Source organism: Dyadobacter tibetensis Y620-1, from assembly GCF_000566685.1.
GTDB lineage: Bacteria > Bacteroidota > Bacteroidia > Cytophagales > Spirosomataceae > Dyadobacter > Dyadobacter tibetensis.
The window spans coordinates 93,865-105,308 of record NZ_AZQN01000002.1; the positions used below are offsets into that span (position 1 = coordinate 93,865).

Below are 11,444 nucleotides of genomic sequence, written 5' to 3' on the forward strand. Positions count from 1 at the left end.
CTTTTGCAACCGGGCTTTTATGTTATAATCACTTATCTAAGGTACCATAAGAACGGTATGCCTATCGATTACTCTGGGCTGCCCTCATCGACAATATTAGGCTCGCTGGTATCGATCAATAGATCAGGAACATTATTTACTTTATTACGAACCTTGGCCTCCAGTTCTTCCATCAACTCTGGATTATCCTTAATTAGCGCCTTTACAGAGTCGCGGCCCTGACCCAGTCTGTTACCGTCGTAACTAAACCATGAGCCGGACTTCTTAACAATCTCAAGCTCTACGGCCAGATCGATTATCTCGCCAACCTTGGATATTCCTTCACCATACATTATATCGAATTCCACGACCTTAAAAGGTGGAGCAACCTTATTTTTTACCACCTTAACACGGGTACGGTTCCCAAGAATAGCATCTGCACTCTCTTTTATCTGGCCAATCCTACGAATATCCAAACGAACGGAAGCATAGTATTTCAGGGCGTTACCACCTGTGGTGGTTTCAGGATTACCGAACATAACTCCGATTTTCTCCCGAAGCTGGTTGATAAAAATACAGCAACATCCGGTCTTGTTGATGACTCCTGTCAGCTTACGCAATGCCTGAGACATTAAACGCGCCTGAAGCCCCATTTTGCTATCACCCATTTCTCCCTCTAATTCGGCTCTTGGTACCAATGCCGCCACTGAGTCGATCACGATGATATCAACTGCTCCACTGCTGATCAGGTGTTCAGCAATCTCCAGAGCTTGTTCCCCACTATCGGGTTGGGAGATTAACAAATTGCTGGTGTCAATTCCTAACTTTTCAGCGTAAATGCGGTCAAAGGCATGCTCCGCATCGATAAAGGCGGCCAGCCCTCCTGCCTTTTGTGCCTCCGCTATGGTATGCATAGCTAAAGTGGTTTTACCTGACGATTCTGGGCCATATATTTCCACTACCCTTCCTCTTGGTAAGCCACCCACTCCCAGCGCTAAATCGAGCCCTAACGATCCGGTAGAGATTACTGGTACATCTAGAACTTTAGTATCGCTTAAGCGCATCACAGCTCCCTTACCAAAAGTTTTATCCAACTTTTCCAGGGTTGTTTGCAAGGCTTTCATTTTATTTTCCTTATCCGATGCTTGTGCCATATTGTGGTCTCTTGATAATTAGTTTGTGTAAATTAAATCTTCTGAAAAATCTAAATAGAATTTCGACGGTCAGTCCCCATTCCCATTATGTAAATTTATTCCTTTTAATTGTATTCCCAAGGTATTAAACCGAATATTGAATAGAAATGATTCAAAAAATATCATAATATTTTCATTTTTAGATATCCAAAGGATCACTGTTTGTACCAAACCGTTAATTACTAGATATTTAGTCATAAATCAACTGGTATTACGAGAGGAGAATTCTGTAGTCAATAGCTTCGACATAGGCTCCAATTAGGCTAATAATATTCAATTGGGGCCAAAATAATGAGCAATTAGCCCTATTCTATAACTTTTATATAAAAGGGGTGCCCCAAACTAATTTCCCGGACACCATCGTGATTCTGTGGATTTTCTCAAGTAGCAAAATGTGGATTTGTGGTATTTTTAGTACAGATTTCAGGAAATCTATTTGTTAAATAATTTTAATATTAATCAATAGGGTTTAATTCTGGTCATAAGAATATGGTTTCATTAAAAATACGTCTAATTTGCTGAAGTGAGGCCTCAGGCTTCCTCCGACAATCTGAACCATAAATTTAACCCATCTACTTTGAAAAAGGTTTTCATCATATTAAGCATTATTCTGATAGGCGCAAGCTGGTATTATAGGGAGTTATTAAGTTATGGTTTGATGCAGGCCAAAGGACAATTTGAAATCATATGGAATGTTCGTCCTGTAGAAGAAGTGTTGCAGGACCCGGCGTTTCCAGATTCACTTAAAGCGCGCATTCGCCTTATCGAAGAGATCAAACAGTTTGGTGTGGACTCATTGGGGTTGGCTAAATCCGACAATTATACCACCTTTTACGACCAGAAAGGGAAGCCTCTGATCTGGCTGGTAACCGCATCTCCTAAGTATAGAATAGAAGCATTCAAATGGCATTTTCCTGTTATAGGCAGCTTCCCATACAAAGGCTATTTCGACTCTACACGAGCAGTTATAGACGAGCAAAAACTAAAGCAACAAGGTTATGACACGGATATTGGAGAAGTTTCGGCCTGGTCGACTTTAGGCTATCTAAAAGACCCGATTCTATCGAGTATGCTTTACAAGAATGAAGGTAGCCTGGCCAACCTAATCCTCCATGAATTGACTCATGGTACATTTTTTGTTAAAAACAATCTTGAACTAAATGAAAATTTAGCCAGTTTTATTGGTAATTACGGAGCAGAAAGATTTCTGATTTTTAAATACGGTCCCGATTCCAAACAATTAAACGAATATCAGTTTTCTAAAAACTATAATGAAGCCTATGCCCAGCATATGCTTCGGGGGAGCAAAATATTAGACAGCCTATATGCCAGTTTTGATGTACAAAATTTGTCGGCTAAGGTTAAAGACTCACTGAAACAGGAAGCGATATCGGGGATAGTCGCCAATATTGACACACTGATGAGAGGAAAGCTGACGTTATATACCAAAAAACCCAAACAACCCAGGGAATTACCCAATAATGCCGTGTTTATTTCATATAAAACGTATAGATCTCAACAGAAGACATTTAAGAAAGAATTTGACGAAAAGTATGATAGTAATTTCAAAACCTATCTAAACAAACTGAAAGACATACACGAATCACCATAAGCGCCAATAAATGAAAAAAATACATATTAGCTTACTTTTAATCATCAGTTGTATTGGCTTCTATGCTTTTAGGCAAGCAGACGAATATCGACAAGTTCCTAATAAAAGTTTTGGAACCGGAGAACGTGTCGAATACCGGGTTCATTACGGATTCATCAACGCAGCAGAAGCCAGAGTGGATATTGCCAAGAATATTTCTACAGTAAAAAATCGGCCCTGTTATCGCATCAATGTGTTTGGCAAGACAGTAGGGGCATTCGATCTTATATCCAGAGTACGTGATACCTGGCGTTCCTATGTAGATACTACTGCCATCTTACCCATTATGTTTCAACGGAACATTCAGGAAAATAAATATAGAAAAGAAGAGACAATTCTATTCCATCATGACCGGGATGTAGCTGTTTCAACCATGAAAAATGAGACCAAGACCTATCCGGTACCTAATAATGTCCATGACCTTATCAGCGGTTATTTTTATTTGAGAACCATGGACTTCTCAAAAGTGGAGGAAGGAGATATTATCGAAATGCCGACCTTTTTCGATGGCAAGACTTATAAGTTAAGAGTCAAATACTTAGGCAAAGATGTCATAAAAACGAAATTTGGAAAGGCGCGGGTGCTTCGTCTGAACCCCTTAATACCCGATAATAAATTTTTTAAAGGAGAAGGGGCTATGCAATTATGGGTATCCGACGACATCAATAAAATCCCCCTGAAGGCCGAGGTTGAACTTGCTATAGGATCCTTAGAAATGGATATTAAGGATTTTAAGGGCCTTAAGTCTGACCTGAAATTTTATTAAAAACCATTTTCTCCAGGCTTGCAGTACATTAAATGGGAAATAAAGTCGGTTCTGTTGTATACTGACAAAGGGCATAGGCTTGGCACCGAAACCACGGTAAAACTTACTAATAGTTTTAATATCCGGACTTTCGAAATCAAAGATTGATCCGGCTGCCATCGCTGTAAGATAATGTGTCAGCAACCAGGTTCGGGCATGACCTTTTCTGCCATGGACGTCAGAAGCATTAAAAAGGTAAATGGCCCTTCCATACTGCATCAGTATGAGAGCCCCTGCATGGGTCATGTCGCATTTTCGGGCATAGCCTAACCATAGGCTATTTTTAAGGGCTGCAGAAGCGACTATACTTTCCAATAGTGCATAGGCCTTTCCATTAATTTCTCCTTTCATTTTTCCTTCATGATGTCTTCTAAAAAGGTCGATAATTGATTGTGGATCGGAAGACATTTCCAGGTCCCATGTAAAGGCTTTTGCCCTTCGAAAGTCTCTTCTCCGCTCTGAAGAATAAGTCTTAAAAATATCCTCGATGTTATCGGGCCTAATCAACCAATGGGTGTGAGAGACTGAAAAATCAGGTTTTACTTGGTCTATTGTTCTGAACTTCTGACCGAAGGTACTGCCATTTTCCGGACAGAAAGAATAAGTGGAAATATATCGAAAAGTGGAACAAAGGCGATTGACAAAGACCTGCAGGATCTTGTCGTTTAGGGGTTGCTCAGAAAAGACACCAAGATACTGGCAATAAAAGGGTTGTTGGACTACCCAGACACCAAACTTTCTTTGCAAGGGCACGGGCATCACGGCCTGATACTTGCCCGATTCTTCCCAGACAAATGCCGCCCAACGTGGACAGACTAAGTCGAGATACCAGGATGCTGCATATATTACTGCATTATAACACCCTGAAATATATTGCTCCCATTTCTCAGGATCAATTTCTTGCCGAGAAAGCAGATTTATGTTCATGGCAAGGAACCAAAAATGAATCAAGAAACCCAGATCAAGCCTTACGAACAACTACTATTTAAAATAGCTTCTTAGCTTCTGCAATGTTTCGTCCACATCGGGGGTCTCATCCATCAACAAATTAATACTCTGGATCGAGTGAATAACCGTACTATGGTCGCGGCCTCCAAAATGATAACCTATAGACTTCAGTGGAAGTTCGGTATATTCTTTTGCTAAATACATGGCTAGTTGCCGGGGATAAACAACTTCTTTTTTCCGGCTCTTGCTTTTTAGATCGGCTATAGAGACTTGAAAATAATCGGCAATAATTTCCTGAATAGTATCAATGGTAACCTCCTTATGCTCGTTCATCACGATATTCTTCAGCGTATTTTTCGCCAGCTCCACATCGATCTCACGCCGAGTAAGGGACGCCTGAGCCATCAGGGAAACGATCACGCCTTCCAACTCTCTCACGTTCGAATTTACGCTATGGGCGATATACTCAATCACATCGTAATCTATGGATATGCCCTCGGACTGAATTTTTTTCTGGATGATTGCTATCCGCGTTTCATAATCCGGCGTCTGAAGGTCGGCCGTAAGTCCCCATTTAAAACGAGAAAGCAAACGATCCTGCAGACCTTGTAGCTCCCTGGGAGGACGGTCGCTGGTCATAATGATCTGCTTCCCTAATTGATGTAAATGATTAAAGATATGGAAGAAAGTGTCCTGAGTTTTTTCCTTTCCCGAAAGGAACTGTACATCGTCAATGGCTAATACATCTACCTTCATATAAAAGTCGGTAAACTCCTGAAGGGTGTTGTTTTTGATCGAGTTGATAAACTGATTTGTAAATTTCTCCGAGGAAACGTACAGCACCATTTTATTATCGAAATGATTCATGATATAGTTACCTATAGCCTGAACCAAATGAGTTTTACCCAGTCCTACCCCTCCATACATCATCAGAGGATTGAAAGAGGTGAGTCCGGGTCGTTGAGCTACTGCAAATCCAGCAGAACGAGCCAGACGATTACAGTCCCCCTCAATAAAGTTATCGAAGGAATAATTAGGATTCAGATAGGTATCCAGATTCATGGAATCGTGATCCTTTCCCGAACTACTCACCCCTTTTCGCGGATCAATACCAAAATTATCGGGGCCTGCATAATGTGCCGACTTCGGCGCAGAAACGTTCATGGTTAAGGGTTGGTGACTTTCATTACCCTTGTCTACAATGATTGAATACTCCAGCAGACCATCCCTACCAATTGCATAGTCCAAGGCTTTACGTAAGAGATTTACATAATTATCCTCCAGCCACTCGTAGAAAAACTGGCTAGGAACCTGAATCGTCAGCACTTTTCCGATCAGTTTTAAAGGACGTATTGGCTCGAACCAAGTCTTAAAACTTTCCTCGGGGATGTGCTGCTGGACCACCCGCAAACAGGCATCCCAGATCTGATCAACTTCTCTATATGTAGTTACTCTTTCCAATGTTTGAATTCCAAAGCCTTATGTTAAACCCTAAAAGGACGGCAAAGATATAAAATCCCCGCATGCCACGACGAAATGATTTTCAATTTAATATCTACTCTTGCCGGAAGCAAGTTTAAATTTCGAACGGGCACCGGCACCTATCAACTTTTTTCCCTAAATTACCCTCTTAATTCGCAAAAAAGCTAACTTATAGAGGCCATAGTACAATTTTGATTTTTACGAAAAATAAATTCTTTTCTCCTTTTCAACGATAAAAATTATGCAAAGTCACGCCCCTGCTCCACTTTTTCCCGATCCTGGCCCCGATGCCTGGGCTACCAGAGCGGAAAAGGAACTTGGAATTTCTTCGACAGAGCTTTCCTTTTTGAAATTGAGTAATGGGAAAAGCCTTGCCCCCTACTATAAAAAACTATACCTTGAAGAGTCAAAAATTCAGGACATCCATAAGGTACAAAAAAAACAGGCTGGCTTTCTCTCTATTGCCCCGGTCTATGAACTATCGCAGCTACAATATGTAATCGATAGAGTCAAGGAAAACTGGGCGGATGAGATATTGGTAAATCTTGAAAACTGGCCCATGGCTGACCTCGCGAATTTAGGGGAAACAATTTCCCGCAATCCCGGGATACCTTTCCATTTTCAATTCGATATAACTGACTTTCAAAGCAGGCTAAGCCTCTATAACTCTGGAAAGGGTTGGTCATTCGATCCCATTATGCAATGGATGTGCGGCCAGGGCCCCTACGAAACTTCTTTATCTATATTAACGTCCATTATCAAAGAGACCCATTCGCCAACATTTACGCCCTTGGAAATCTCGGCTCAACGTCTTTTGGACGGAAAAGTCGACTCAATTCAGGAATTATCACTGACAGTAGCCGCCTTGGTGACCTACTTAGACTACTTTACCGATCAAGGATTATCGGCTGCCACTGTTTTTAAAAGAATTTCCTATTCTATACAAGTTGGAAACTGTTATATTCAAGAAATATCGAAACTGAGAGCTCTCAGGGTGCTCATCCACCGTGTGGCCAGTTATTATAATCTCCCCATATCTGCTCCCGAACCCTTCATAAAGGGGCGTTTCAGCTTGCCCAACGAACCTGCAGGCTCCGATTATTTTAATCTTGCCCATATGAGTTGCCAAGCCATGAGCATGACTGTTGGCGGTTGCGATGCCATGGTTATGGTTCCCTTCTCTCAGCAGCCGAATCAGAATAGGCATATGCAGATAGAATTATCTTTAAACATTCCTTTGATCCTCCGAAATGAAGTCCTGCAAGATCGGGTCGGTGACCCTTCTGCTGGGTCCTATCTAATAGACACAGCCACTCTGGAACTGGCTGAGTCAGCCTGGTCAAGGTTTTTAGAAATAGAAGAACAAGGAGGCTTAATACCCTGTTATGAATCGGGAAGTCTACAAAAAGTTCGGTAAATGTCCAGAATGAGGAGATACCCGAACTTATAAAACCCAATACAAGTCTCCTGATATAAATGTCAGCTAAGCCGTTAGGTATTAAACATTCATTTCTTATAGATCGAAATACCATGCATACAGAAATCTCGCATTTCAAATTTCAACTAGAATGAAACCAGACTTCAAAAAAACTAAACCCACACTAACTCCAGAGCTACAGGGCAGAACCAATAGTATTGCTGAGACCCAGGAAGCACCAGATCGTCAGGAGCATGCCTCAAGCCAGCAAGAGCATAAAATTACCTATGAAGATGCTGGCTATCCCCCATTCCGAAGGGGCCCATACGCTAGCATGTATCTGCAACGCCCCTGGACCATACGCCAGTATGCAGGTTTTTCCACAGCTGAAGCCTCGAATGCATTTTATAGAAAAAATTTGAAAGCCGGTCAAAAGGGATTGTCTGTGGCCTTTGACCTTGCCACACACCGAGGCTACGACTCCGACCATGAAAGAGTGGCCGGGGATGTGGGGATGGCCGGAGTAGCTATCGATACGGTGGAAGACATGAAAATGCTCTTCGATCAGATCCCATTGGATAAAATGTCTGTATCCATGACGATGAATGGGGCCGTTATACCAATTATGGCCTTTTTTATTGTTGCCGCGAAGGAGCAAGGAATCAGTTTGGCCCAGCTTACCGGGACCATTCAAAACGATATTTTAAAGGAATTTATGGTTAGAAATACCTATATCTATCCACCAAAACCTTCCATGCGCATTGTAGGGGATATTTTTGCCTATACCACAGCATTTATGCCACGCTTTAATTCTATCAGTATCAGCGGTTACCATATGCACGAGGCAGGCGCCCCAGCAGAACTGGAACTGGCCTATACCCTGGCGGATGGTCTGGAATATATACGTACCGGCATAAAAGCCGGGATGGACATTGATGCTTTTGCTCCCCGACTTTCTTTTTTCTGGGGAATAGGGATGAACCATTTTACGGAGATCGCGAAATTAAGAGCAGGAAGGGTGTTATGGGCAAGGATTGTTCAACAGTTTGAGCCCAAAAAAGAAAAATCCCTGATGCTACGCACGCATTGCCAAACAAGCGGTTATAGCCTTACTGAACAGAGTCCATTTAATAATATTGCCCGAACCACCACCGAAGCCATGGCTGCTGTGATGGGCCACACTCAGTCGCTGCATACCAATTCCCTGGACGAGGCGATTGCCCTTCCTACCGATTTTAGCGCCGCCATTGCAAGGGATACGCAGATATTTTTGCAGAAAGAGACCGATTTATGCCAGGCAGTGGACGTTTGGGGAGGCTCATATTATGTTGAGAAACTTACCGACTCATTGATCGAGCGTGCCTGGGAATTGATAGAAGAAATCGAAAAGCTAGGTGGGATGACCCATGCCATTGAGAGTGGTGTTCCAAAAATGCGTATTGAAGAAGCCGCAGCTCGTAAACAAGCCCGAATCGATTCCGGAAAGGAGATCGTTGTAGGCGTCAATCGCTTTAAATCGCCGAATACGCAGACCTTTGAGCTGTTGGATATTGACAACGAGATGGTGAGAAATAGTCAGTCTGAACGAATTCGGCTAACCAAAGAGGGGCGGAATCAACTGGCCGTCGACAAATGTTTACAAAAGCTTGAATGGGCCTGTACCAGATCTGGAGGTCAGGAAATGTCTGAAAATTTATTGGCTCTTGCGGTGGAAGCGGCCGAGAATCGGGCTACCTTAGGTGAGATCTCCATGGCCATGGAAAAGGTCTTTGGCAGGTATCAGGCTACCTCCCGGACCATTTCTGGAGTATACCAACAAGAATTAAGTCAGGAACCGGATATGGAAGAAGCATTAAGACTTGCAGATCATTTTGCCTCAGTTGAAGGAAGGAGGCCCAGGATTTTGGTGGCTAAAATGGGTCAGGACGGTCATGACCGGGGAGCCAAAATTATTGCTACGGGCTTCGCCGACCTCGGCTTCGACGTGGATATAGGCCCCTTATTCCAAACTCCGGCGGAGGTAGCCAGTCAAGCCATCGATAATGATGTGCACGTAATTGGCATATCGAGCCTGGCCGCGGGACATAAGACCCTGATTCCTGCTCTCATGGCGGAATTGTCGAAAAGAGGCCGGCTGGATATTATGGTTATCATCGGCGGAGTAATACCGGCAGGAGATTATAAGGATCTTTATGCAGCAGGGGTTAAAGGAATCTTCGGCCCTGGCACCGTCCTCTCCCAAGCGGCTCAAATGGTGCTACAGCAGCTATTAACTTAAGCGGGATGAATCCTCGTTTTCAAGATTAATTATGCTGCCTTTTAATTGTAACCGTGCTAGATTATTGTGAATAGCCAGGCACCTGTGAGTCGAACCTGATTCTATTGTACTTATATGGCTTTGTTCCATAGAAAGGCACTTAGTTATTCGGTCATTCCGTTTTATACACGGCTTAAGCTTTCCCTAATAATAGCGAAGTGCAGTTTCCACCAAATCCAAATGAATTGGAAAGCATCCAATTCATTTCTGGCTGATGTAGTAAAGTCGTCACCAAGGCATTTTCCGATCCCGGAAGGGGATTTCTTACATGAAGATTGGGATATATTTCCTGATGCTGAAGGGATAAGAAACAATATATAGCCTCTATGGCTCCGGAAGCGCCCAGTGTATGACCGGTGAAGGATTTGGTAGAACTGAAATAAGGCAGCTTGTGAAAAACCTGTTGCATGGCAAATAACTCTACGGCATCGTTATTGATGGTTCCTGTGCCATGCGTATTGATATAATCGATCTGATCTGGATGAATATGGGCCATGCGTAATGCCCCTAGCATCGTCGCCTGTGCCCCCACTGCCTGGTCGGACATGGCGGAGGGATGGTAGGCATCGTTGGCATTTCCATATCCTGCCACCCTGCCATATATAGGCTTGTGCTCTACCTCAGATTCAGCCTCCAGAACCAGATAGGCCGCACCTTCGCCCAGATTTAACCCATCACGGTCTAGGTCGAAAGGACGGGTAGGCTGAGAAGACAATATTTTTAGGGCATTGAAGCCATTGACCGTATACTTAGCTAGACTGTCGACGCCCCCCACGATGGCTCTTTTCGCTCTGCCCGATTGTATCAGCCTCATTCCCATCATAATGGCATTCGCAGAGGATGAGCAGGCGGTATTCAAGGTATTGCTATAGCCGCTCATTTTGTAGGCCTCAATAATTCGTAAGGCATGAGCAGATCCACTATAGGAGTCTAAAAATGAGGAACCCTGAGACTGTAAATTAGCGTCAGCATAAAGCTGATCGGTAATACACATACCTCCTACTGTACTGGCTGATACAAATGCTGTGTCTACCGAAGATAAATCCCGGGCTGTAAGCTTCGCCTGAAGGATAGCCTCTCTAAATGCCTTTTCTGCCAATAGACAAGTACGGGTATGACCCTGAAACTTTTCAAGCATTTCACTTAGGGCATCCGAACTGATGGGCACCTCTGCAAATGGTAAAGTTTGGGTATATATCGACTCGAAGAATTGAGCCTGGCCAATACCGGAATTTCCAGCCCGCAAACCTTCCAGATTGGACTGGACATCCAATCCTAAAGAAGTAACGATGCCCATACCGGTAACCAAAACACCCTCCATTTTAAATTGTTTTTGAGTGCTCGGTTATATAGGCAGCCATATGGTTCACATCGACGAGCACTTTCCGCCCTTCAGCAGGATTGGTGATTTTAATCCCGTATTCTCTTTCCAATAATACTACTAACTCCAAAGAGTCAATGGAATCCAGACCTAATTCCCCTCCAAATAGAGGCTCTTCGTCTTTTATATCCTCAGGCTTTATGTCCAATAGATTCAGATACGTTACGATCTGAGTTTTCAACACCGATTTTAAGTTGTTTGAGTCTGTCATTTTTCTATTTGATTCCTACTTAATTTACGTACGTTGGGAGCGAAAAGTTGAAAATCGCCT

The 11,444-nt window shown here is 43.0% G+C and carries 9 protein-coding genes; 4 read left to right on the forward strand and 5 right to left on the reverse strand.

Translation table 11 applies throughout. The features are described 5' to 3' along the window. Positions 1-68 precede the first annotated feature (68 nt). A complete protein-coding gene (recA, locus tag X939_RS0104025; protein ID WP_025761982.1) occupies positions 69-1,133 on the reverse strand; it encodes a recombinase RecA in 1,065 nt (354 codons plus the stop codon). Between the two features lie 616 nt (positions 1,134-1,749). On the opposite strand from recA, the gene X939_RS0104035 reads away from it, so the two are divergent. Together X939_RS0104035 and X939_RS0104040 are read left to right on the forward strand one after the other, a co-directional pair. Next, a complete protein-coding gene (locus tag X939_RS0104035) occupies positions 1,750-2,784 on the forward strand; it encodes an aminopeptidase (RefSeq protein WP_025761983.1) in 1,035 nt (344 codons plus the stop codon). 10 nt (positions 2,785-2,794) lie between these two features. Then, on the forward strand, positions 2,795-3,589 hold the full coding sequence (locus X939_RS0104040) for a DUF3108 domain-containing protein (RefSeq protein WP_025761984.1): 795 nt from the start codon (positions 2,795-2,797) through the stop codon (positions 3,587-3,589). Here the strand turns inward: X939_RS0104040 and X939_RS0104045 are convergent. Continuing rightward, positions 3,533-4,555 (reverse strand): GNAT family N-acetyltransferase, encoded by a 1,023-nt coding sequence (locus tag X939_RS0104045; RefSeq protein ID WP_025761985.1) that lies wholly within the window; start codon positions 4,553-4,555, stop codon positions 3,533-3,535. The two genes, X939_RS0104040 and X939_RS0104045, sit on opposite strands and share 57 nt — an antisense overlap. 54 nt (positions 4,556-4,609) lie before the next feature. Then, a complete protein-coding gene (gene dnaA, locus X939_RS0104050; RefSeq protein ID WP_025761986.1) occupies positions 4,610-6,037 on the reverse strand; it encodes a chromosomal replication initiator protein DnaA in 1,428 nt (475 codons plus the stop codon). A 262-nt stretch (positions 6,038-6,299) separates the two neighbouring features. On the opposite strand from dnaA, the gene X939_RS0104055 reads away from it, so the two are divergent. Both X939_RS0104055 and scpA read left to right on the forward strand, forming a co-directional pair. Further along, complete coding sequence (locus X939_RS0104055; RefSeq protein ID WP_025761987.1) at positions 6,300-7,475, forward strand: methylmalonyl-CoA mutase family protein; 1,176 nt, start codon at positions 6,300-6,302, stop codon at positions 7,473-7,475. Positions 7,476-7,626: 151 nt separating this feature from the next. Then, on the forward strand, positions 7,627-9,753 hold the full coding sequence (gene scpA / locus X939_RS0104060) for a methylmalonyl-CoA mutase (protein WP_025761988.1): 2,127 nt from the start codon (positions 7,627-7,629) through the stop codon (positions 9,751-9,753). A gap of 172 nt (positions 9,754-9,925) precedes the next feature. Here scpA and X939_RS0104065 read toward each other — a convergent pair whose 3' ends face one another. Next, the gene (locus X939_RS0104065) at positions 9,926-11,113 is read right to left on the reverse strand and encodes a beta-ketoacyl-[acyl-carrier-protein] synthase family protein (RefSeq protein ID WP_025761989.1); all 1,188 of its coding nucleotides are present in this window, start codon (positions 11,111-11,113) and stop codon (positions 9,926-9,928) included. A gap of 1 nt (position 11,114) precedes the next feature. Continuing rightward, complete coding sequence (locus X939_RS0104070) at positions 11,115-11,384, reverse strand: phosphopantetheine-binding protein (protein WP_025761990.1); 270 nt, start codon at positions 11,382-11,384, stop codon at positions 11,115-11,117. Between the last annotated feature and the right edge of the window lie 60 nt (positions 11,385-11,444).

Bases quoted from the DNA above. Each gene is read 5' to 3' on its own strand.
- recA (WP_025761982.1), bottom strand. From the start codon at position 1,133: ATGGCACAAGCATCGGATAAGGAAAATAAAATGAAAGCCTTGCAAACA.
- X939_RS0104040 (WP_025761984.1), top strand. From the start codon at position 2,795: ATGAAAAAAATACATATTAGCTTACTTTTAATCATCAGTTGTATTGGC.
- X939_RS0104045 (WP_025761985.1), bottom strand. From the start codon at position 4,555: ATGAACATAAATCTGCTTTCTCGGCAAGAAATTGATCCTGAGAAATGG.
- X939_RS0104055 (WP_025761987.1), top strand. From the start codon at position 6,300: ATGCAAAGTCACGCCCCTGCTCCACTTTTTCCCGATCCTGGCCCCGAT.
- scpA (WP_025761988.1), top strand. From the start codon at position 7,627: ATGAAACCAGACTTCAAAAAAACTAAACCCACACTAACTCCAGAGCTA.
- X939_RS0104065 (WP_025761989.1), bottom strand. From the start codon at position 11,113: ATGGAGGGTGTTTTGGTTACCGGTATGGGCATCGTTACTTCTTTAGGA.
- X939_RS0104070 (WP_025761990.1), bottom strand. From the start codon at position 11,384: ATGACAGACTCAAACAACTTAAAATCGGTGTTGAAAACTCAGATCGTA.